General features: G+C 62.0%; 19 protein-coding genes and 3 pseudogenes. 11 read left to right on the top strand and 11 right to left on the bottom strand.

What is annotated here, in order from left to right; genetic code table 11:
• Nucleotides 1–10: 10 nt before the first annotated feature.
• The 4 genes from gltS to rbsK form a co-directional block, all read right to left on the bottom strand.
• Complete coding sequence (gene gltS, locus CI15_RS29940; RefSeq protein WP_062135575.1) at nt 11–1,213, bottom strand: sodium/glutamate symporter; 1,203 nt, start codon at nt 1,211–1,213, stop codon at nt 11–13.
• A gap of 155 nt (nt 1,214–1,368) precedes the next feature.
• Entirely contained in the window at nt 1,369–2,316 is a 948-nt protein-coding gene (locus CI15_RS29935; protein ID WP_062135571.1) for a dihydrodipicolinate synthase family protein, read from the bottom strand.
• A gap of 57 nt (nt 2,317–2,373) precedes the next feature.
• Nucleotides 2,374–3,696, bottom strand: a complete 1,323-nt coding sequence (locus CI15_RS29930) for an MFS transporter (protein WP_062135568.1) — start codon at nt 3,694–3,696, stop codon at nt 2,374–2,376.
• Between the two features lie 100 nt (nt 3,697–3,796).
• A complete protein-coding gene (gene rbsK / locus CI15_RS29925; protein WP_075643805.1) occupies nt 3,797–4,744 on the bottom strand; it encodes a ribokinase in 948 nt (315 codons plus the stop codon).
• 314 nt (nt 4,745–5,058) lie between these two features.
• Between rbsK and CI15_RS29920 the strand changes: the two genes are divergently transcribed.
• Nucleotides 5,059–6,138, top strand: a complete 1,080-nt coding sequence (locus CI15_RS29920; protein ID WP_153041237.1) for a LacI family DNA-binding transcriptional regulator — start codon at nt 5,059–5,061, stop codon at nt 6,136–6,138.
• Between the two features lie 136 nt (nt 6,139–6,274).
• Here the strand turns inward: CI15_RS29920 and CI15_RS38320 are convergent.
• A pseudogene (locus CI15_RS38320) lies at nt 6,275–6,376 on the bottom strand (IS6 family transposase); the annotation flags it as partial.
• 9 nt (nt 6,377–6,385) lie between these two features.
• Nucleotides 6,386–7,079 (bottom strand): annotated as a pseudogene (locus tag CI15_RS29915) (IS701 family transposase); the annotation flags it as partial.
• Nucleotides 7,080–7,442: 363 nt separating this feature from the next.
• Here CI15_RS29915 and CI15_RS29910 point away from each other — a divergent pair.
• From CI15_RS29910 to CI15_RS29890, 6 genes are all read left to right on the top strand, one after another.
• The gene (locus CI15_RS29910) at nt 7,443–7,964 is read left to right on the top strand and encodes a DUF6484 domain-containing protein (RefSeq protein WP_241495986.1); all 522 of its coding nucleotides are present in this window, start codon (nt 7,443–7,445) and stop codon (nt 7,962–7,964) included.
• A gap of 37 nt (nt 7,965–8,001) precedes the next feature.
• Entirely contained in the window at nt 8,002–8,787 is a 786-nt protein-coding gene (locus CI15_RS35870; protein ID WP_075643804.1) for a DUF4150 domain-containing protein, read from the top strand.
• Nucleotides 8,745–9,227, top strand: coding sequence for a hypothetical protein (locus CI15_RS29905; protein WP_062135560.1), 483 nt, complete (start codon nt 8,745–8,747; stop codon nt 9,225–9,227). Before CI15_RS35870 ends, CI15_RS29905 begins: the two co-directional genes overlap by 43 nt.
• A 21-nt stretch (nt 9,228–9,248) precedes the next feature.
• Nucleotides 9,249–9,728: a hypothetical protein gene (locus CI15_RS29900; RefSeq protein ID WP_062135557.1), complete on the top strand. Its 480-nt coding sequence runs from the start codon at nt 9,249–9,251 to the stop codon at nt 9,726–9,728.
• A gap of 24 nt (nt 9,729–9,752) precedes the next feature.
• Nucleotides 9,753–10,841: a DUF2169 family type VI secretion system accessory protein gene (locus CI15_RS29895; RefSeq protein ID WP_062135554.1), complete on the top strand. Its 1,089-nt coding sequence runs from the start codon at nt 9,753–9,755 to the stop codon at nt 10,839–10,841.
• Nucleotides 10,842–11,916: 1,075 nt separating this feature from the next.
• Entirely contained in the window at nt 11,917–13,173 is a 1,257-nt protein-coding gene (locus tag CI15_RS29890; protein ID WP_062135551.1) for a TIGR02270 family protein, read from the top strand.
• A 98-nt stretch (nt 13,174–13,271) separates the two neighbouring features.
• Here the strand turns inward: CI15_RS29890 and CI15_RS29885 are convergent, their stop codons facing one another.
• From CI15_RS29885 to CI15_RS29870, 5 genes and pseudogenes are all read right to left on the bottom strand, one after another.
• Nucleotides 13,272–14,444, bottom strand: coding sequence for a TIGR02270 family protein (locus CI15_RS29885; RefSeq protein ID WP_153041226.1), 1,173 nt, complete (start codon nt 14,442–14,444; stop codon nt 13,272–13,274).
• A gap of 80 nt (nt 14,445–14,524) precedes the next feature.
• Nucleotides 14,525–14,950, bottom strand: a pseudogene (locus CI15_RS35865) (transposase); the annotation flags it as partial.
• Nucleotides 14,951–15,065: 115 nt separating this feature from the next.
• Nucleotides 15,066–15,590, bottom strand: coding sequence for a DUF6484 domain-containing protein (locus tag CI15_RS29880; protein WP_241495985.1), 525 nt, complete (start codon nt 15,588–15,590; stop codon nt 15,066–15,068).
• Between the two features lie 44 nt (nt 15,591–15,634).
• Nucleotides 15,635–17,977: a type VI secretion system Vgr family protein gene (locus CI15_RS29875; protein ID WP_062135544.1), complete on the bottom strand. Its 2,343-nt coding sequence runs from the start codon at nt 17,975–17,977 to the stop codon at nt 15,635–15,637.
• Nucleotides 17,978–18,011: 34 nt separating this feature from the next.
• Nucleotides 18,012–18,494: an Hcp family type VI secretion system effector gene (locus CI15_RS29870; protein ID WP_062135541.1), complete on the bottom strand. Its 483-nt coding sequence runs from the start codon at nt 18,492–18,494 to the stop codon at nt 18,012–18,014.
• Between the two features lie 180 nt (nt 18,495–18,674).
• Here CI15_RS29870 and CI15_RS29865 point away from each other — a divergent pair, with 180 nt between their 5' ends.
• Genes CI15_RS29865 through tssG form a run of 4 tightly spaced genes read left to right on the top strand, consistent with a single transcriptional unit; the run spans nt 18,675 to nt 22,828 of the window.
• Nucleotides 18,675–19,274 (top strand): type VI secretion system tube protein Hcp, encoded by a 600-nt coding sequence (locus tag CI15_RS29865; RefSeq protein ID WP_062135537.1) that lies wholly within the window; start codon nt 18,675–18,677, stop codon nt 19,272–19,274.
• A gap of 33 nt (nt 19,275–19,307) precedes the next feature.
• A complete protein-coding gene (gene tssE / locus CI15_RS29860) occupies nt 19,308–19,814 on the top strand; it encodes a type VI secretion system baseplate subunit TssE (protein ID WP_062135534.1) in 507 nt (168 codons plus the stop codon).
• Between the two features lie 18 nt (nt 19,815–19,832).
• The gene (gene tssF, locus CI15_RS29855) at nt 19,833–21,719 is read left to right on the top strand and encodes a type VI secretion system baseplate subunit TssF (RefSeq protein ID WP_062135532.1); all 1,887 of its coding nucleotides are present in this window, start codon (nt 19,833–19,835) and stop codon (nt 21,717–21,719) included.
• A complete protein-coding gene (gene tssG, locus CI15_RS29850) occupies nt 21,695–22,828 on the top strand; it encodes a type VI secretion system baseplate subunit TssG (protein WP_082814332.1) in 1,134 nt (377 codons plus the stop codon). Before tssF ends, tssG begins: the two co-directional genes overlap by 25 nt.
• Nucleotides 22,829–22,848: the final 20 nt, after the last annotated feature.

The raw sequence follows: 22,848 nt of genomic DNA, 5'->3' as shown, positions 1-22,848 counted from the left end.
TCAGTGGCGCTCAATGAAAGAACGGTAGCGCAAGAAACAGCTTGATGACCACCGCGTTGACGATGTCCATGAAAAACGCGCCCGTCATTGGGACGATCAGGAACGCGATATGGGAGTGGCCGAAGCGGTTCGTGATCGCCTGCATGTTCGCGATCGCGGTCGGTGTGGCGCCCATGCCGAGGCCGCATTGTGCCGCGCACAACACGACCGCGTCGTAGCTGCGGCCCATCACCGGGAACGTGATGAAGCTCACGAAGAGCACCGTCAGTATGGTCTGCCCGATGAGGATCGAGATGATCGGCACCGCGAGCGCGGCCAGCTCCCATAGATCGAGACGCATCAGCGCCATGGCGAGAAACAGCGCGAGCGCGACGTTGCCGACGAGCGCGACCGCGTGCTGGTCGATTTGCACACGCACGAGCGAGAGCACGTTGTTCAGGATTACGCCGATGAACAGCACGCAAACGAAAGTCGGCAACTCGAACGGGGTGTTCGCGATCCAGTCGGCGAACAGTTCGCCGCCTGCGAGGCAGATCGAAATCAGCGCGAGCGTCGTGATGATCGCGGCGGGCGTGGTCGCTTGCTGCGCTTTGGGTTCTTCGAAGACCAGCGTTTCATCGTCGCGCTGCTCGACGCGGCGCAATTCGTCGGCGCTGATTCGCCGCATCAGCAGCCGTGCCAGCGGGCCGCCGAGCACGCCACCTATCACGAGCCCGAACGTCGCGCAGCCGATCGCGATCTCGGTCGCCGACTCCAGCCCGTGACGCTCGGTGAAGACCTGGCTCCACGCGGCGCCCGTGCCGTGACCGCCCGACATCGTGACCGAGCCGCCGAGAATGCCGAGCAGCGGATCGACGCCAAGCGCGAACGCGAGCGCCAGGCCGAGCACGTTCTGCAGGATCAGCAGCCCGCTGACCAGCGCGAGAAAGCGCACCAGCACCGGGCCGCCCGCCTTCAGGCTCGACAGATGCGCGTTCAGACCGATCGTCGAGAAGAACGCGAGCATCAGCGGCGCCTGCATCGTCGAGTCGAACCTGATCTGAACGTGCAGGGTGAGGCGCGTGATCAGCACGACGATCGCGACGATGAGCCCGCCCGCCACCGGCGCGGGAATCGAATAGGTCCGCAGCACGCCGATCCATTGCACGAGCTTTTCGCCTAGCAGCAGCACGAGCGATGTCGCGACCAGCGTGGCATATACGCCGATAGTCATGAATGACCTCCTGGCGGGCGCGCGACGACGTGGGCTGTTTTCGGGGCAAGGCTTTGAAAAGATCAGAGGCGCGCGCAACCCTGCAACATCTTAGCCAATCCGTCCCGGGCAAGGGATGAATTTAGTCGGCCGTCATGCTGGAGCGTCCGCCAGTCTCAAAGCGCCGCGATCCGCTCCCGGAACCGCTCGGTTCCCGCCACGATCTTGTCCAGCACGGCATCGAGCGCCCAGAACCGTTCGCGCACGTCATAGTCGATCGCGCGGCAGCGAATCGAATCGAAGGTGCCGATACGCTGGTGGTACATCTTCGCGAGCGCCGGATAGCCGAGCGCTTCGGACACGGCCGCGACGACGAGAAACGTCGACAGTTCCTCGGCCAACACCGGATCTTCCGCGCTACGGCTGCGCAGCCACTGATACAGATCGGGGTGAAAATTCGTGAACACACCGTTGAAGCCCGCCGAGCCCGCTTTCATCGCATCCCATGCGATCGCCGCGTTCGCGTTCAGAATTTTCAGCGGCGAGCCTTGAGCCAGCGCGACACGGCGCTTCACGGTCGCGAGATCGCAGCTCACGTCCTTGAGCATCACGAAGCGGCCGGTATCGATGCAGGCCTTCAGCTCGTCGTCGCTGAGCAGGCGCCGATACGGCGCGGGGCATTCATACAAGCCCAGCGGCAGATCCGACGGCAGCTTCGACAACAGCCGATGCAGATTCTCGAGAAACGTCTGCGAGCCTTCGCGCCGAGGGTCGAGGTGATTCGTCACCAGCACGACGCCCTGCGCGCCTGAATCCGCCGCAACACGCAGCTCTTCGGCCTGCGCATCGAGGTCGTCACTGATATGACCGGATGCGACGACGGGCACACGCCCCGCCACCTTCTCGACCACGAAGCGCGCCAGCGCGCCGCGCTCGGCGAGACTCAGAAACTGCATCTCACTCGACTGCGCGACGGCGAACAGCGCGTCCGAGCCTTTCGCCAGATACCACTCGATCAGTCTTTCGAGGCCCGCATAATCGATCGAGCCGTCGTCATGGAACGGGGTCAGCATCACGGGCACGATGCCCTCGATCGGGCCGGTCGTTTTCGCTTTGTCGGTCATTGAGTTCTCCTTGAATACGCATCTCTGCACGGCACGGGCGCGCTCGCCCGAGATCCGTCAGACGGGAAGCTGGGCAGGCACGCTCGACGTGTCATGCTCGGGAATGGGTTTCTTGACCAGCAGCAGATAGGCCATCGCGCCGACGAACGCAATGCCCGCCGCCGTCAGTAGCGCCGGGACGAACGAGGTCGCCTGCGCGATGAAGCCCGTCACGATCGGCGCGAGCGCACCACCCAGAAAGCCGCCGAAGTTCTGCAGCGCGCCGAGCGATGCGATCCGGCTGGGCGGTGCGGCTGCCGTCGCCAACGCCCACGACGCGGCGGACGCGGCATTCGCCAGAAAGATCACCACGGAGATGCACGCGATCGCGATCGTATTGCTTTCTACGAGCGCGGCGGGAATCGTGAACGCGACCATGCCGAGCATCGCAATCACGACGGCATTGCGGCGGCTCACGACGGGTGAATTGCTGCGCCTCGTGATCAGATCGGAGAACCAGCCCGCGAGCAGCGCACCGACGAAGCCGCACAGGAACGGCACCGACGCGGCGATGCCCGTGCGCGAGAGGCTCATATGGCGCTCCATCGTCAGATAGCCGGGCAGCCAGGTCAGATAAACCCAGTTCAGGTACACGGAACCGAAGAAGCCGATCAGCATGCCCCACGTCGTGCCATAGGAAAACAGCGCGCGCCATTCGGCGAACGTGAGCTTCGGCGCGGGGCCGACCGCCGGTTCGGCATCGGCTTCGAGATAGTCGCGTTCTTCGCGGCTCAACGCCTGCCGGTCCGGGTCGCGATAGAGCGCGAACCAGACGACGGCCATCACGAGCCCGAGCGCGCCCGTCACGATGAACGCCCAGCGCCAGCTGAACGAGACGATCAGCACCGACAGGCACAGCGGCGCCAGCGCGCTGCCGAGCGGCGATGCCGAGTTGAAGATGCCCGTCGGCGTGCCACGCGACTTCAGCGGAAACCAGTTGCTCACGACGCGCGCCGCCGACGGAAACTGCGGCGCCTCGCCGATACCCAGCACGATGCGCGCGAGCACGAAGAAGCCGAACGTCGCGACGAGGCCGCCCGCGATCTGCGCGAGCGACCAAATGATCAGCCCGGCGCCGAGCAGGCGGCGCGGCCCGATCCGGTCGACGAGGGCGCCCACCGGCAACTGACACAGCGCATAGCTCCACGAGAAGGCGGACAGCAACAGTCCCATCTGCCCCAGCGAGAGACCGAGGTCTTCGCGGATCAGCTGATTCGCGACCGCGAGCGTGCCGCGGTCCAGATAGTTGACGATCCCGCTGGCCATCAGCAGCGTCAGTGCGATGGTCTGCGCGCGTCGAATGCGCGGTGGTGCGCTCGGGCGTTCCGAAGTCGTGTCCACGTTTGCTGTCTCCGTCTGTTGTATGAATGCTGTGGTGGTTGACTGCCTGTTGCAATGCCCTTTCATCACTCGTTCGACGCTCGGGCTTCGCAGCCGCGCATCAGGCCAGGCTGACGCTCGTTGCTTCCAGCTCCGTGCGAAACGGAATGGAGCTCTGCGCTCCAGCGCGGGTCACGCTCAACGCCGCCGCGCGCTGACCGAAAGCGATAGATTGCTGCATCGATGCGCCGCTTGCGCGTTCGACCGTAAAGCCGCCGGCAAAGGTGTCGCCTGCCGCTGTGGTATCGACGACGCGCACGCTCGGCGCCGCCATCTGCCCGCTGCCGTGCGCGCCAGCCCAGATGACACCTTGCGCGCCGAGCGTCACGAGCACGTTGCGCACGCCTTTGGCGAGCAAGGCTTCCGCGGCGGAGCGGGCGCACGGCACGCTGTTCACGGGAATTCCGGTCAGCAGCGCGGCTTCCGTTTCGTTGACGAGCAAATAATCGATCTGTCGGTATAGCGCGTCGTCCAGGGGCTGCGCGGGCGCGGGATTGAGCAGGACCGGCGTGCCGTTGCGCGCGGCGATGCCGATCGCGCGCTCGACGCTCGCCAGCGGCACCTCCAGCTGGCAGATCAGCATGTCGGCGCGCGCGATCAGCTCAGCCGCTGCGTCGACATGTGCCGTGCTCAACTGAGCATTCGCACCCGGTGCAACGACGATGCTGTTCGCGCCATCGCTGCCCACCGTGATCGAGGCGATGCCGCTCGGCTGGTCCGCGATCCTATGCACGTGAGCAAGGTCGATGCGCTCGCAGGACAACGCGTCGTACAGCGATGCGCCGAACGCATCGGTTCCGACACAGCCGACCATCGCAACGTTCGCGACGTTCGCGCCGAGCCGCGCCGCCGCGACGGCCTGGTTCGCGCCCTTGCCGCCGTTGACCGTCTCGAAGCGGTCACCGAGCAGTGTCTCGCCTGGCGACGGCAGACGCGGCGCGTGGACCACGAGATCCATGTTGGCGCTTCCAACAACGACGACGAGAGGTGCGGCGGCAGATGAACTCATGGTTGATGCGATGTTTTCCATTGACGGGCGGTTATTGCGCACGCTGTTCACGGCGTGAGTGTTAGCGCTTACATTTAGCGCAGACATTACGACATGCCTTCATTTCGATACCGATATTGCAGCGAAATTCATGCAGGCTTCCGGCCACAGATGCCGTTGATGCATCGTGTTAGCGCTTACATTTTCGATCGAATTGCGCGAAAATTGCAAGCAGGATGATGAAGGCCAAGGGTAAACGCCCGGTCTCATCGCCTGGTAAGATGGCGGCGACCCACGCCTCGCGCAGCATTTCATCCACGGCACACGCAACGATCATGAGCAGTTCACACTCTTCCGCGCCCCCCGAGACGGCCGCCGTCCGCACGCGCCGCAAGAGCGGGCGCGCGGTTCTCAGCGACGTGGCGCGGCTTGCGGATGTGTCGACCGCCACCGTATCGCGGGTCTATAACGAGCCCGACAAGGTCTCGCCCAGCGTGCGCGAACGCGTGCTGGCGGCAGCCACCACACTCAACTGGATTCCGAATGCGGCGGGCCGCGCGCTCGCATCGACGCGCACGCATATCGCCGGCGCGATCATTCCGACACTCGACGATCAGGTCTTTGCCTCGCAAGTCTCCGGCATGCAGGCGGTGTTGGCCGAGCGTGGCATCACGCTGTTTCTCGGCTGCTCGAACTACGATCCGGCGCAGGCTTTGACCCAGGTGCGGGCGATGCTGGCGCGCGGCGTCGAAGTGATTGCGATCGTCGGCGAAGCGCATCCGCCTGAACTCTTCGATGCGCTCAGACAGGCACGCGTACCGTATGCGATCACTTACGCGTATCGCGAGGACAGTCCGCATCACTGCATCGGCTTCGACAATCGGGCGGCGTTCGTCGAGATCGCCGAGCATCTGATCGAGCTGGGGCATCGAACGTTTGCCGCCGTCTTTCAACCGTCGCGTGACAACGATCGCGTTCAGGCGCGGGTGGCCGGTGTTCGGGAAGCGCTGGCGCGGCATGGGATCGCGGTGCGCCCTTCGCATATGCATGAAGGGCCGGCGACGATTGCGTTCGGGCGTCAGAGCTTGCGGGCGATCTGGCAGGGTGTGGACAAGCGCCCTACCGCGATTATTTGCGGTAACGATCAGCTGGCGATTGGCGTATTGCTGGAAGCGGCTGAGTTGGGGATCGAGGTGCCGCAGCAGTTGTCGGTGACGGGTTTCGATGATGTCGCCATCGCGCAGCAGATTCATCCGTCGCTCACGACGATGTATGTCGATACTGCGGAAATCGGGCGGTGTGCGGCGCAGTATCTGCTTGATGTGCTTGATGGGAAGGAGAGCTTGGAGTCGGGTGTTGTGCAGCCGGTGTTGATGGTTAGGGAGTCGACGGGGTTGGTGGGTGGGTTGGATTGAGGGGGTGTCGTCGGTAAAAAATCGACTGCCGTCTAGGTCGCCAACCGTTTAAGTGCCATCACCTTCGCGGATGGATTGCGGCTGTGGTGTAGATAGGCGGGCTGCAAAACATGGGTGATTTGTAAAGGATTTCTTGTCAATCAGGCACGACAGCAGTCCAGACAGCAGGCGCGGTGGCATCTTTGAGGTCGAGCTTCGCGAGATTGAATTGGCCTTTGCGGATGCGATGTGTCAACTCGATGTATATGAGCGTGATAAGGCCCGGTGGCCAGACGCGGGTGCTCGACTGGATGCCCACCGCGTATCGCAGTCCGAGTTCACAAACGCCGTCGTGAAACGCGGTATCGTTTCCACAATCCGCATCAGCCAGCATCACTCCGTTTGGAGCACCACCTTGCCTTTCCTCAGGCAGCTGGGCGATAGCGATCTGCGGCTTGGTTGCAAACCCAAATTCCTCGGGCACCCGTCCAACAGCCGTCTTGCCGGATCGGTCGCCCACTCCGGTGGCAAGTAAAGTGAAAAGCGACGGGCAGCCTCGCTTCCGTGGTGGCTACCGACAGGCTCACGGCTACCTGGCAATTATCCTGCTGACCCAACTTCCCGCAATATTGCCGCACCACGCCCAACGAATGCTTTCCCTTCCTCGGAAAGCCCGCGTCGTCAATGATCCAGTACAGCCCGTTGGACGGATCCATGTGTGGTAATACCCAGCACCGAACCTGTTCAATTAAGGCGGCGTCCGACCATTCGGACTTTGAAACGAAGTGATGTAGCGACTGGCGCGGCGCACTCATGCGATGCGACTCGAGATGGGCTGCCAGCGGCTCGACACTTTAACGCGAAATCGGGAGCATCAACCCCGGGCAATAGCCCACCAGACCGGTATGACGATCACCGTGTCCAATTGCTTTGCATAGGTGTTCAAGGTACGCATCGAACAATGTCTCGTGCCAATCGTCGGCGCCGAATGCGCAATCAGAGCGTCGAGGGCAGGTCCATGGCGGACTCCCGGGCCTTGAAAAGAACGTTTGAACCTCCTAACCTTAACAGCCAGTGAGAGTGCTACTCTCGATGCGATGATTCCCTGATGGTCGACAAGTAGCCGGTCGTCAATGCCGGCGACGAAATGACAACCGTGGTTAGCAATCTCGCCATCACGATCACGAACCCGGACGACCATAGGAGACAAGAGGGCAAGGCCGAGGGCGACGGCAAGATTAATTCTAGGTCTCGCGAGACGTCAAATTGACAAACTGCTCCGTTAGCGACAACTAGACAGGCAAAACCGGACAGGGAAGAGTGGAATGAAGGCTTTTGATAGCAACGTCTCATCCTTTGCCGAAGCTGAGGCACGCGGAACGAAACCACTTCCACAACCGCCGTCGGCGACGTTGGCAGAGCGCAGCGACGGTGTGCGCATCGGTGAATTAGTGGCGATTCAGGATAACTTTGTCCCGCTGGTGGTCTTCCCCGGTCAGCCGGGCACGGCAGCCATCCGCGCGAGGACCATTCCGAGTCTTTCAGCGAAGGACATTGGCAAGGCGGTTGTCCTGTCTTTCGCCGACGGGTCGCTGGATCAACCAATCATCATGGGCTGCCTCGTTGACGATCGAGCCCGGCCGATCGGCACGGAGATTCGACAAGTTGAAATCGATGCCGACGGGCGTTCGCTGGTCGTTTCTGCGAAGGACGAGATCATGCTTCGGTGCGGCAAGGCAAGCCTTACCCTTACCCGCGCCGGCAAGGTGTTGATTCGCGGCACTCACGTCGTCAGCCGATCGTCCGGCGCCAATTTGGTCAAGGGCGGTATCGTGGAAATCAACTGAAGGCTGGCGCCTTGAGGAGTCGCTGAAGGAGCATTGAATGGGATTAACTGTTTACGCTGAAGGCCTCGGTTTCTTCCATAAAGGCAGTGGCGGTACAGGCGTCGCGCCCGGTGACACCTGTTTAAGTCCACCGCCCCCGCCGACAGGGCCAGCACCCATCCCTTACGTAAACTCGCTGTCGGCTTCGGATCTTTCCAATGGCAGCAAGACAGTGAAGATCGACGGCGAACCGACGGCATTGGAAGACAGTTCCTACATCTCGACCAGCACGGGTGACGAAGGCGGCACGCAAGGAGGCAATGTTGTCACGCACAAGACAAAGGGCAAGGGCTATTTCAAGAGCTGGTCGGAGACCGTAAAAGTCGAAGGCAAGGGCGTCTGTCGGCACAGCGACACTATGGGACAGAACTCCGGTAGCAGTACCGTTGGCTGTGTTGATCCTTCGGCAGTGACACGAGTGCTTAGCTGGCTCAAGCCCGAAAACATCGGCAAGCCGTGTCCGGACAAGCCGGCGCGGAAATACAAGCCTCCTACCGAGGAACAATACGCGAGAGTTCGCGGCGGTCCGTGCTGGTCTTGCCCCAACCCGAGTGGAGTTTCAGGCCGCAAAGACCCTATGAGATATACCCCTGACCACCAGCCGCCCCAAGGGGCACTGTGGGATATGGGAGGCTGTCACCAGCCAGACGATTTCTACGATTACGTGACCCACCGGGACAGTGTGCTACCGCACTGTTCGACTTGCTCCCCGCACCAGGGCGGTACCATGAGCAATGCAGAATGCAACAGCTTCCTGAAGACGATGATGATGGCGTGGCCATAGCCGTTCCTATGGATCCTTATGCACAGCTTTTCGAGCGATATGTGCGAGACATGCGCGACGCGCGGGAAGACGCGCTCGAGTGGTGGCAACAGCTTGCCAACCGCGAGTTGGCAATAACCGGCGACGCAGCCACCGTCGAATGCAATCTCAAACAGCGTTGGCCCTGCGGACCTGTTTCTTTCCCGCGCGTCGTTGCAGTATTTCGCCAGTACTTTCTCGAGTGTGAAGCGCTCGAGCCGCCAGTTGCTACGTTGGGAAAGGAGCCGTGTAGCGAATCGGATTGGGGAGTCGAGGACGACAACACGAACGAGTCTCTGCCGTCCGAACCGCGCCAACTATTGATCGAGCATCTGATATCCGCTGACGAGGAGCTGGGCCGTTTTATGCGTTTCTTTGTCTTCATTCCCATTGGCCACGACGCGTCCGGGCGCGTCGTTTGAAGCTGCGGAGAAAACGCGCCGATGCTTCCCACCCTTCACAACGTAGATGCCGGAGTCAAGCGGCTGTTGTCGATGCCTCTTGATCTGCCTCATCGACATCAACTGCGGGAGCGGGTCGAAATCGGTGCCGCATCGGTCGAACATCGCCAGATCTTCGGCGAATACTGCGCGGAGTTGACCGCGGCGGTTGCTAAAGCAGAAGAATGGTGGGCTGGCATGTTGTTAAAAGCTGAAAGTCGCGGCGCATCGACCTCACAGGCTGTGCGAGGTCTATATGGCATAAGACCGGCCGGTCCGGCGTCGCACCCCTCGGTGGTCGCGGTCATCCGCCACTACTGGTTGGCCTGCGACGAAATGAACGAGCTCTTTCATCCGCGCGTCCCTCCACAGATCTTTCTGATCGCGTGGCTAGTCGACAGAAGGATGGATCGTGAGCTCTCGGTCGTCACCGGAATGCCTTATTGGCCGATAGGTTTGGATGAGAACGGAAACTGGGTTTAGTTCATTCGCGCAAGCGGGGACATCATGGTTTCGATCAACAATAGGTCTCCGTTTGCTGCAGAGCTTTTCTCGTTTCCCGACCTTGACGGCCAGGAAGTGTTGCTGTTCGTCCTTGCTGCGACTTTCGTCTGCGATCGCGAACAACGTATGATCGTTGTCTCTCCTCAGCCGCCAGTTCGCGTGGCAGATGAGCACTACGGTGATCCCACGTGTACCAGCGTGCGCTTCGAAGCCGACGTGGCACTCGAAAAGCAGAACGTCGACGTCATCGTCAATGGCACTGCCTACTCGCCTGGCGGGCGGCCTGTAAGCTCGGTGCCAGTGGAGTTGCAAGTGGGTGATATACATAAGCTGCTCGTCGTCTATGGTGATCGAATGCGCCGACTCGGAGGTCGTCCTTCGAAGCCGGAGCCGTTTATTCAGATGCCGATTACGTATGAGAGAGCCTATGGCGGATACGACCGACACGACGCCGATCCAGCCAGGCACAGGCTCTATCCACAAAATCCGGTGGGGCTCGGGTTTAGAAACGTGCGCGCCTCCGATCCGTCGATAGCAACGGAATTTCCCAACATTGAGTTTGCTGACGGACCTGTCGGTCCTGAATTTGGCATACCGGCAGGGTTTGGCACCTGTGGTCGCGGATGGAGTCCCCGACTCCAACTCGCCGGAACCTATGACGAAAAATGGTTGGCACAGCAATGGCCACTCTTGCCGAAGGACTTCCAGTCTCTGCACTATCAAGCCGCACCAGTCGACCAGCAGAGCCGGCAGATCGTCGGTGGAGAAGACGTTTTGCTGCGGAACATGCTGCCTCAAGGTGATTGGCACCTAAAACTCCCCAGAGTGAACGTACCGGTACGGCTTTTTTTTAGCGACCACGTAGAGCGACCGGTCCTGCGGGTGGATACCGTCATATTGGAGCCGGATGACCGCAAGGTAATGCTCTCGCACCGTCTTCGCATTCCGGTGCGCCGAGACCGTCCTGCGCTCAAAGAGATCGTGATTGGCGACATGAGCGGCGGTTGGCTCAGGGCCTACCCCTTGGGCAAGCAATATCTGGATTTCGCGGGCACGGGCGGCGTCAACCCTGCGAGCCGAGGTTGGCTTTGAACCTTCCGCTTGACATCTTTGCTTGCGGTGCCGTCACCGCAGTCGGCCTCGATTCGGCCCAGACCTGCGCAGCGGTCCGAGCGAAGATCGCAGCCTTTAGCGATGCCTTTCCCCGATTACCCCCCCAAGAGCCAGTTCGCGGCGCGAAGGTAGCTGCGTCGCGGAACGCTAGGTGCAACGAAGCCGAGTGGCTGACCAACCTTGCCAGCAGGGCCATTTCCGAATGCCTGGTCCCAGGCAACCAGGCGAACCGGGTGGGAATCATCATCAACATTCCGGAGGAATATCGAGCGCATCCGGCCTTGGCCGACGGCATACAGGGTAGCCTTGCCACGCTACTGAAAGAGGACTGGCACCATCGACGCGGCCACCCTTTGTGTTTCATTCGCGAGGGGCATGCGGGAGTGCTCAGTGGCGTGAGGCTCGCGGCAGGGTCGATATCTAAAGGCAGGATAGATGTCTGCATTCTTTGCGGCGTTGACTCCCTCCTCAATCGGTCCGATGTTCAAAGGCTAGCTGGGGCCGAGCGTCTTTATGACCGGGGGAATCCGAACGGGGTGATCCCAGGGGAAGCGGCCGCGGCTGTCCTCGTGGGCACTCCTGGACAGACCGAGCGTCCCTTGGCCCGAATTTACGGGATCGGTCTTTCCTTTGAACCTCACTCGGTACTGAGCTCGAAATACTCACAAGGACGTGGGTTGGAAGCAGCGCTTTCCAGTGCCCTGGAAGAGGCGCGGATGCCCGAGTCGATCGTCGGCTTCCGTGTCAGCGACATGAACGGGGATCGGTATCGTGTATGGGAAGCGTTATTCGTTCAAGCCCGATTCTACCGAACATGGCGAGCCCACCTTCCATCATGGTATTTCACTGCCTCGGCAGGCGACGTGGGGGCCGCGACAGGCGCGCTCGCCCTAGTCCTAGCGGCGACCGGAATCTCTCGAGGGTATGCGCCGGCTCAATGGGGCATGTGCGAGTGCTCTTCCGAAGAAGGTCTTCGCGGCGCATGCCTGGTGGGTCCTCCGCGTGGTTAGGCCGTGACTCGCCGTAAAGAAAAGGCGGGAGCACCGAGGATGACATGGATATGAATCCGGCCTTCGTTCCAGCAGTCGTCGATCAGCTGAGCGCGGCAATCCCGGAACTCTGGAATCGTCGCACCATGGCTGCCATTTCGGTTCGCTACGGGCTTGCTGACCTGACCGAACTCGACGATCGCATGGAGGCGTACCTCGACGCATTGCTCGCGGGGGGCGCAGGCGCATGGGCGCGATTTGAGAGCGGGCTAGCCCTCGACAGCTCGGGAGAGATGTTCGTGGCGACGGTGTTCGCTCTCGAGGCGCGGGACAACGACAAAATCAAAAAGCTCTGCGCCGTTGCCGAGGCGATTACGGAAACGAGGGCCGGACTCCATGCCGCATTCGGCTGGGTATCTGGCAGAGTACTCTACGGAGTCGTCAAGTTTCTCCTCGCTTCGCCGTCTCTGTTTCACCGTCTCGTTGGCTTCACCGCCTGCGCAGCTCACCGAGTGCACCCGGGCGAGCCACTTATCAAGGAATTGACAGCGGCGGGGTCGCTCCTCAGCTCTGATTTGGCACGCCTTGCCGGTGAATTCGGAGATATAGACGCAGCAAACCTCGCCTTCGATGCTAAGAAAGATGAGCACTCTGAGTTCTGGGGCGCATGGTCGGCGGTGTTGCTGGGCGAGCGACAGCACGCCTTCGCGTTTCTCAAGGAATTTTCCCGATGCTCCGGTCCGCTTCGCGATGCAGCGCTGGCACTCGTATTGCGGGCGGCCTCGTTGGCCGAAGGCCATAAAATGCTTCGTGCACTTGCCAGTGATTCAGCGTGCCTCAGGGAACTCGTTCGGAGCATCGGAATCGTGGGCGATCCGTCATACATCCCATGGCTCATCGAGCGAATGTCAGTACCCGCGGTTGCACGGCTCGCCGGCGAATCATTCAGTCTGATCACCGGGTCCGACCTTATAACGCATCACTTGGACGGTGCACCGCCCCAAGGGATGGAATCCAGCCCGAGCCACGACCTCGACGTAGACGTTCCAGGTATCGATCTCGATGCCGACCTCCCATGGCCTAAGCCTAAAGCGATAGAAGCATGGTGGCACGCTGAAAAACATCGCTTTCAGCTTGGTGTCCGCTATTTCGCGGGCGAGCATGTCAGCATCGGGCATTGCCAAAAGGTATTACTCCAGGGCAACCAACGCCGGCGGATGGCGGCGGCGTTGTTTCTTTCATTGTTGCAACCGGGCACCGGGTTGTTTCCGACCTCGGCGCCGGCTTGGCGACAGAAGCGCTGGCTCGACAAGGCCCCATGAACCGTCGTTGGAGCCGATGATCAATTCGACTCCAGTGCCAGAGGTCAACCGCATGAGTTCCGCTCTCCAGTCGCCACGGGTGTAGTCGATTGCATGATTCAGGCGGCGTTCACGCAAGAACGCATGTTTGCCCGGACTTGCTGTCCCGTAGGTCGTCGCGCCTGCAAGATGGATATCAACGGCAGCGAATCGCCACGGCGTACTGGAGCTGTCTGTTGCGCATTCTCGCGCCACCATCTCGCCACTTTCTCAGAGTCCGGCCACGGCAGCCCAGAATCCTCGTCAAGCGCAACAAGATTGTCCTGAGGATCATCACTCGGACCTACTTCAACGTTCTCTGAAGGCTTCCGCTCAAGATCGAGCCAAGCAAGGTCGGCTCCGGTAATCCAGCTGAACGCCTCGCCCGCGAGGCGCGTCAACCGCAAGTCCGACATCAAGCCGATCAGCCAGGGCACATAGCTGGGGTCACAGGCTGCCGCGACGCACCGTATCAGGTCACGTCCATGGCCACGTTCCTTCGCAATCCTGGCAAGCAAAGCCTGCGCAGCACGAAGGTCCATAGCCATCAGCGCGAGTTGCAGAGGACTGCGGGTAAGCGATACCGGCTCCTCATTCGACTCGACGAGCTTCGCCAGCGCGACATGACGGTCACCGAGCAGCACGCCTGACCACGCCGCCCAAAAACGGCATCGCGCATCGGCATCGTCAAGCGAGCTCACACAGAACGGCAGAAGATCGTCCCGCCCCAAGTCGCCCGCCACTTGCAATGCCTTCGCACGAACGACCGGCTCAGGGTCGACGATCGCCGTTTCGAGAGACTTGCCTGGATCGACACGATGCATCGCGCAAGCAGCCATGCCCACCATGCGCCGGAACGGGTTGGAGGATCGCAACATCCGGCTCACGAGACCGACCAGTCGCTGGCCGCTGACCCATCCAAAAGCGGCAATCAAACCATTCCGGGCAGCAGGAAGCGCCTCAGCGATCGACAAGAGCTTTTCGACCGCAGGCTCGTTCGCATCCTCGATAGCGCGCACAGTAGCCGTGAATATCGCGCCCGCGCTCGCCGTCGCCAAGGCTTCCTCGCATAGTTTCCAACCCACCTCGCCTGCCACCGCAATGCCGTCGAGGTGCGCGGCGATCCGTTCATCGAAACGGCCTATATGGCGGATCTTCACATGAGGCGCTCGCACCAGCATCGAGCGCGTGCTCCATAGGTCCGCCGCGTCCTCGACGTGCCTCGACACGATCGGGAGGATCGGCGTTGTCATCGTCAACCTTCCCCGCCAGATTAGAAATCGAAAACCATTACACGATCCCGCCGCGCCTCACGCCATCAGCACGACCGCGCGCGGCGCGCAGGCGGTGCCCTCGCCGGCTCACCAGGCCCATCCGGCCCGTGAGCAACCCGCGACTTCCGCCCCAGCTTTCTCGGCGCCACCGAGCGAACAGGAATAGCATCGACAGCCACGCGAGAAAAATCGATCCGGTCAGCCGCACGCAACTTCACGAGCAGGATCCCGTGCAGCGGACCCCACACTCCGGCCCGTTGCCATTCGCGCAAGCGTCGCCAGCAACTGATACCCGATCCACAACCCATTTCGGCGGGCAGATCGCTCCAGCGAATGCCGCTCTTCAGCACGAACAGAATCCCGGTCAGCGCGGCCCGATCCCCCACGGGTTTCCGACCAGGGTACCGGAAGCGCCTAGGTTTGGCCGCCGGTAGAAGCGGCTCGATCAACGCCCACAGTTCGTCATCGATGATTGCCTTGCCCATCTCGTCGGTCCGCCTTCGCAACGGCCGAGGCTCGCAGCCTTGGCGGTTGAGCTAACAGTACTCGAGGCTCCTCTGGAAGCGTCCTCGAAGCACACCTACCGACTGGCCGCGGACCTCAGTTCAGCTGCACCGAGCCGCCCGTAATGCGATTCGCTCCAGACGAACGACTCGACACATACGTACCCTTGATCAGCACTTTCCCCGCCTTGGTGAGCGTGATCGAAGCGCTACCGCAACGAAGCACCAGCTGTTCGCGTGCGCTCACGATCAATCGCTCGCCGTCTACATCGACTTCAACGTTTCCCACTGCGGTACTGGACGGCGCAACCCCACCTTCGTGCAACACGCCGATGATCACCGGCCGCTGAGGATCCGCGTCCTCGAACATCAGCGCGACCCGGCATCCGATATGCGGTTCATGCAGATCAACGAGCGTCTGCGCCGCGAGCGCGGCCGTTCCTTCCTGAGCGGCATGACGAACCAGCGGCGTATGTCCCTCTTCGGCGATGGCCAGGAGTTCGCCGATCACCAGCTTGGCAAACGCGCCGGACGAGCGGGGTTTGCGGGTCGGCCGTGTCCGCGTGCTGCGTACAGAGTCTTCGCGACGCTCGTTAGCTGGCGCTAACTCGTCATACTCCATCCGGTCTCGACCACTCATTGCAACCCTCCATCAGCGTAGTCTCGTCAATTCTGCAAGATCTTCGATCCTTTCATCACGATATCGCTGCTCGCCTTGGCGTTGATCTTGCCGCTGCCATCGACGGTAATGTCCTTGCCCTTGATCACGATCGTCCCATCCTTCTTCATGCTGATGCTGGCGCTGCCGGTGGTAATCGTGAACGATTCGCCCGCATCCATGGTGATGTTCTTGCCGACCTTAAGGCCATCATCCTCACTCACCGAAGTGGTGCGTCCTTTGCTGACCGTGCTCGTCTGGGCGCCGCTAATGGCTTCGCTCGCGTCGGCCGCCACGGTCGTGGTTTGACCTCCGGCGACATCGATCGACCGATCGCCCGCAACGCTAGTCGACTGATTCCCGCCGGTGACGAACTTCTGATCTCCGCCGACATTCGTCGTCTGACTAGTCCCTACCGTCATGATGTGATGTGCCCCAATGGTCTCCACCAGATACGTGCCGACAGTCAACGCCTGAAATATCCCCACCGATACCTGTCGCGCGCCGCCCACGGTAATGGTTTCGTTGACTCCCACGGTATGGGTCCGTTGCAACGCGACGGTTGAAGTCTCGCTGGCCTCGACTGTCTTCGTGCGGTTAGCCATGATCGTGATTTTTTCATTGGCCCCAACCGTCTCAGTGCGGTTGACGCCAATCGAAGTCGTTTCGTTGTTCCCCACTGTCCTCGAGCAGTCATGCTTCACCTGGGTGGTCTCGTCGTGATCCACGGTTCTCTTGCGATCGTGCCCGACCCAATGCGTCTCGTCGTGCTCCACTTCCATGTCCTGATTCTTCTCAGCATGGAGCAACACCTGCTCGGCGCCCTTCTTGTCCTCGAAACGCAGTTCGTTGCAGTTCGCGCCGCTGCCGCCCTTGCTCGAGCGGCTCTTAATGCCCGATTGCGTCATATTCGCGGGCAGTTCATAAGGCGGCATCTGCTCAGCGTTGTAGACCCGCCCGGTAATGATCGGCCGGTCGGGATCACCCTCCAGAAAATCGACGATCACTTCCTGTCCGATCCGTGGGATCGCGACGGCGCCCCAGCCCTTGCCCGCCCAAAGGTGCGACACGCGTATCCAGCACGAACTGTTCTCGTCGCGCTTGCCGAGGCGGTCCCAGAAGAACTGCACTTTCACGCGGCCATAGCTGTCGGTGTATATCTCATCGCCGCCAGGTCCGACCACGGCCGCGGTCTGCGGCCCCTGCACGAACGGTTTGCGCGTGGTTCGCGCCGGCGCGAACGGCTGTTTCGCGTCGATCGCCGAAAACCAGCATTCGCATCGATTTGACTGGCTGCCTTCGAACGCTTCGTAATCGGCCAGGTCGATTTCGTAACGCGTGCGCGTTACCAGATACTGGGTGTTCTGATCGGAGCGCGGATGGCGCTCCAGCTTCAACAGGCTCCCAACGCGCACGCTCATGCTGTTGGTGCGCGCGTCCACCTGGTGCCAGTTGATCCCCTCGGCCTCGCCCGGCGATGAGGGCTCGGCCCACCACTCCTCGGCGCGCGTCCTTGCCCGGCTTTCGCCATGATCGGGATCGACATATCCACCGGGATAGTCGTAGTGCTCGAGATCCCCGAACGCATCGAAGCCTGGCATGTTCTTGACCGCCTTTTTCTGCAGCGGCCGCGAAGGATGCTTGAAGTCGTAGTCGGTCACGACCCAGTGATGTGTCTCGATCTCGCGACGGGTCTGCCACTCGCTCACATATTCGGCGCCCGGCGCTGCGCCGAGTACCGCGCCGTAGGGAAGCGACTCGCAACCCGGCACGCTTTCATGGGTTGCGAGCGTGTCGGTGAGGAGCAGCGACTCCTTGCCGTCGCGATCCTGATACCAGTAATAGATCCCTTCATCCTCCAGTAGTCGGCTCACGAAATTGAAGTCGGACTCGCGATACTGCACGCAATACTCGCGCGCGGGATGCTTGCGCGAGTTCGCCTTCCATTTGATCTCGCCGAAGTCCACGCCCTTGTAGACCGGGTCCGCGAAAATGGCCTTGACGATATCCTCGACGCTCTTGTTCTGGAAGATCCGGCAATTACTGCGCCGCGTGAGCAACCAGAGCCACGGCCTGACCGCGGCCTCATACACATGCATGCGGCCGCGCATGCCAGTCTGCCTGAATGCGACGACATAACCCGGGAAAATCCGCGGCTTGAGCTTCGGCACATGCAGCGACACCGTGACGCGCTTTCCGAGGATGCGCCGGAAATCGATGTCCGGGCGCTTCGACAGCAGCGTCAGTTCGCAACTGAACATGCGCCCCAGTTCCGCCGTGGCGCGCATGCTCAGGAACAGCAGATCGTCGCCAAGCGGCGTGTCGATCGTGACGAGCCCAGGCTGGGCCATGATCGGTGTCTCCGGCGGCGCACCTGTGCCGCGCTCAACGGACTTCCGTGCTCTTGACGTTCCAGCCACACTTGCTCGATGCTTGCGGCTTGCCCTTGTCGTCCAGCGCCTTGTGCTCGAATTCGATGTCGTGGAACGCAAGCGTCACGGTCTCCTGCAGGAGTCCTTCTTCCGTCGTGCTGTGCTTCACCGACGTCACCATCACCCCCTTCAAGGTAACGGTGAGGTATTCCTGTTGCCCCTCGCCGGCTACGAAGACCGTCAGCTTGCCATCGTCAATGTGGGTTCCTTTTGCGCACGCCATCATCAGCGCCGTTGACGCCGTGTCGTAGTCGTGGACGAAGGTCAGTTCGTCGGGCACCGCCTTGCCGACCGACAGGCCTGCCGCCGTCGATGAACTACTCGCGTTCTGAACACCCCACCGCCAGCCCACCAGTTCGATCTGGTCTTCGGCTTTCTTGTGTTTCGATTGGCCCTTGATGTTTTTTAGCTTCAAAAAACTATCGTGTGTCCGCATGGCTCGCTCCCGGTGATACGCCGACGACCTGAGGTTCCGTGGCGACGCTGCTAGGTAAACGAAACGTCCGACGCATTTTTGAAACGGCAGGTATTCAAAAACGTATGCGCTCGACCGTCTTTGCTTCGATACCGGTCGAGCGGCCACGCAAGTGACCACCCCACGTCGAGGGCCTTGGCGATGCCGAACTCCGATGCTTTGCCGAAGCAGGCCGCGAGCCGTCTGACGCTGGAATATCTGCACCAGTTCGACTCGCTCGCGCTCGTCGCGTCTGACGACATGTTTCTCCAGATCATCCCAAAGCGCAGCAACACGCCGCTGAAGGGCGAAGCCCCGCCGCGCGGAGACTGGGACACGCCGATGCAGATTCATGGCTGGCGCTGGGCCCAGGGCTACGACGCTTGCCCTCCTGGCCAGGCGCTCAACGCGAACGACATGCGCGTGACCGATCTCTCCGTGATCAAGGTGGTCGATGCAGCTTCGCCCGCTATCGCGAAGCTGTGCGCGCAGGCCGAGTCGCTCGCGCTCGCGCATATCAAGTGCTTCAAGTCCGGCGGACCCGACGACGGCGTGCAGATCGAATTCCTGTCGATGAAGCTTGAGGACGCGTATATCCGCAACTACCATGTCTACACGAGTCCCCGCCTGATGCGAGCGTGCGAAATATTCGAGATCTCGGCCCGCACGCTGACCATGACCTGCGCACCGCAAACGAAGACCGGCAGCCGCGGCGCTGAAGTGAAATACACGCTCGACGTCGCCGCACGGCGGGTGACGTGACCGGGCCCGGCGCGGCGTATTCGAGGAGCGCTCATGGCCGAACCGAAAGCCACTGATCATCTGCAACCGTCGCTGCTCGACCGGCTGATCGACGACAACCCGCAAAGCCTCGCCGGGGTGGACGAAGCGCGCTTCCTGACCAGGCGGACTTTGCGCGCCGGCGTTCTGCGGGACCTCTCCTGGCTGTTCAACACGACCAATCTCTCCAACGAGATTTCGGCCGAACACTATCCGGCCGCGTACACGTCCGTGCTGAACTTCGGCTTGCCCAGCCTGTCCGGCGGCTTTGCGTCGACGGTCGATGCGGTCGCGCTCGAACAGGCGATTCGCGAGGCAATCGTGCGCTTCGAGCCACGCATCGCGCCCGAGTCGATCGAAATCGAGCCCGTGCTCGACCGCCCGGTGCTCGACATGCACAACCAGATTTCACTCGTGATCCGGGGACTGCTGTGGGCACAGCCCGCGCCGCTGGAATTCGCGCTGCAAACCGAGATCGACCTCGAAGAGGGCGGCATCACGGTGACCGAACTGCCCCGCTGATTGCTCCATACACCCGCCATGGACCCCCGTCTGCTCAAGCACTACAACACCGAACTGACGCACCTGCGCGAAATGGGCGCGGAATTCGCGCAGCAGTTCCCGAAGATTGCGGCGCGCCTCGGCATGAACAGCTTCGAGGTCGCGGATCCCTATGTCGAGCGGCTGCTAGAAGGATGCGCATTTCTGGCTGCCCGCGTGCAACTGAAACTCGAAGAAGAATTTCCGCGCTTCACCCAGCATCTGACCCAGGTCGTGTTGCCACAATCGGCGTGTCCGACACCGTCGATGCTGATCGCGCGGCTCGCACCCGATCTCGCCAATCCCAATCTCGTCACGGGTTTCACAGTGCCGCGCCACACGACGCTGATTGCCAGTCACGCTTCAGGCGACGCCGTGCCGTGCCAGTTCAGAACGAGCGCCGACCTGACCCTCTGGCCGCTCGAACTGACCGACGCGAGATATCTGGCGCAGGTCACCGATCTGCCGCTCATGACACTGCCGGAAACGCGTTCGCTCGCGCGGAGCGTGAAGGGCGCGCTGCGCCTGCGCCTATCGGTGGCGGAGGGATTGAGCTTCAACATGCTCAGTCTCGACAGCTTGCGCCTCTACTTTGCGGGCAGCGACGATACCGCGTGGAAGCTCTTCGAATTCGTCACCGGCAGCGCACTCGCGGTCGTGGTCTCGACTCCGCAGCGGCCCGTCTCGCAAGTCGAGACGCTAGCCGGTGACTTTGTCGGCAGCGCGGGCTTTGACGACGCCGAAGCGCTGCTGCCCGTCACGCCAAACGCGTTCCAGGGATACCGGCTGTTGCACGAATATTTCGCGTTTGCCGAACGCTTTCGCTTCGCGGTCATCGATGGCCTGTCCGCCGTGCTGCCCTCGTTCGCGTCGCGTGAAATCCAGCTGACCATCCTGCTCGCGAACGGCGACGCGGCGCTCGAACGCGTGGTCTCGCGCGAGCATCTCCTGCTCGACTGCGTGCCCGCGATCAACCTGTTTTCGAAACATGCGGACCGCGCATTCGTGTCGGATAGCGTCGCGGAGTTTCATGTGGTGCCGGACCGCACGCGTCCGCTCGACTACGAAGTGCATACAGTCACGGCCGTGTCGGGCTACAGCGCGGGCGACGACCGCGAGCAGGCGTTTCATCCGTTCTACGCAGACTTTCTCGCCGACCGCCCCGAGGACGCGGCTTATTTCACTGCGCGCCGCGAGCCGCGCGTCGTGCCCGCCGAACGCAAGCGCAGCGGCTATCGCACTGAATACGTGGGCAGCGAGGTGTTCGTGTCGATCGTCGATCCGCGCGAGGCGCCCTTTCGTGGCGATCTGCGGCAACTGTCGTTCGACACCCTTTGCACGAACCGCGACTTGCCGCTGTTCATGCCGTATGGCGGCACCCAAAGCGACTTCGCACTCGACATTGCGGCGCCTGTAGCGTCGGTTCGCTGTATCACGCGGCCCTCGCCGCCCGCCGCGCCAGGTCTGGATTTCGGTCACGGCTGGCGGCTCGTGGACCAGCTATCGCTGCACTACCTGTCGCTCTACGATGGCGACGCGCAGGCAGGCGCGGCAGCGTTGCGCGCGCTGTTGACGCTGCACGTGCGCGGCAACGACGAAGCCAGCCATCGGCAGATAGCGGGTGTTCTCTCGGTGCGCGCGACGCCCGTGGTACGGCGCTTGCCGATGCCGGGGCCCATCGCGTTCGGGCGTGGTCTACAGATCGAAGTGGACGTCGAGGAGATGGCGTTCCAGGGCGGCAGCGCTTACCTGCTCGGCTGCGTGCTGGACCGCTTTTTCGCGCGCTATGTCTCGATCAACACGTTCGTCCAAACGGTCCTGCGCACGACGACCCGCGGCGAAATCCTGCACCTGCCCCCGCGATGCGGAATCCGGCCGATCTTTTGAGCGCGGCCGCCGACGCGCCGCCCTCCTCCCCTGCCGCCGCCGACGACACAGCCGGGCGGCTGCACGCGCTCGATGTGCTTTTCGAGCAAGTCGCCGCCGCGCCGCACCAGTACGACTTTTTTCAGTTGATGCGCCAGATCGAGGCGCTCGCCGCGCATTTGCCGCGCCTTGGCACAGCTTCACGCCCCGCCGAAGAACCCATCCGGCTCGCGCAGGACGTCTCCCTCGCCTTCGCCCCCGCCGCGCTAGCCGCGCTGACCCGCGCGGACGAACGGGGTCGAACCAACGCGCCACGACTGTCACAGCGCTTTTTCGGCCTGCTCGGGCCAAACGGTCCATTGCCGCTGCATCTGACCGACTTCGCCCGCGAGCGCATCATGCATCACGGCGATGCCGCGTTCGCGCACATGCTCGACATGCTCCTGCACCGCTTCCTGCTGCTGTTCTACCGCGCCTCTTCGCTGGGGCGTCCCGCCAGCAACCTGGATCGTCCTGACGACCGCTTCGCGTTCTATGTCGGCTCCCTGATCGGCTTTGCGGACGAGGCGAGCCGTCGGCGCGACTCGGCGTCAGATTTCGCGAGGCTTCATTTTGCGGGACTGGTCAACATGCAGACGCGCCCGTTCGAGGCGCTGGAAGCAATCGCCGGTGCCGTACTGCGCGTGACGGTGCGGGTCGAGCCGTTTTGCGGACACTGGATGACCCTCGAGCGTGCCGAACGCACCGTCTTACGGACGCGCGGCACGCATGCGGCGCCAAGCCGGGCACGCTCGAACATTGCGCGCCTTGGCGGCGGCGCGGTGCTCGGCGCACAGGTCTGGGACCGGCAGCACAAGTTTCGTCTCGCTATCGGCCCGCTATCGCTCGCACAATATGAGGCGCTACTACCCGGCGGCGGCGCGCTCGCACCACTCGTCGCCATCGTGCGGCAGCATCTGAACCGCGAACTGGCATGGGACGCAAAACTGATCCTGCGAGCGGAGGAAGTGCCGGTATCGAGGCTCGGCCGCTACGGACGTCTCGGCTACTGCGCATGGCTCGCGCAGCGCGATCGGCGGCACGATGCAGCCGACCTCGCGCTCGACGCGGATACGCACGTGCCGCTTTGAAGTCGCGATTAACCCCCGCT

The organism is Paraburkholderia monticola (assembly GCF_001580545.1).
GTDB classification, from domain to species: Bacteria; Pseudomonadota; Gammaproteobacteria; order Burkholderiales; family Burkholderiaceae; genus Paraburkholderia; species Paraburkholderia monticola.
The sequence above is the reverse complement of the archived record's forward strand: the minus strand, read 5'-3'. Positions and strand labels throughout refer to the sequence as shown.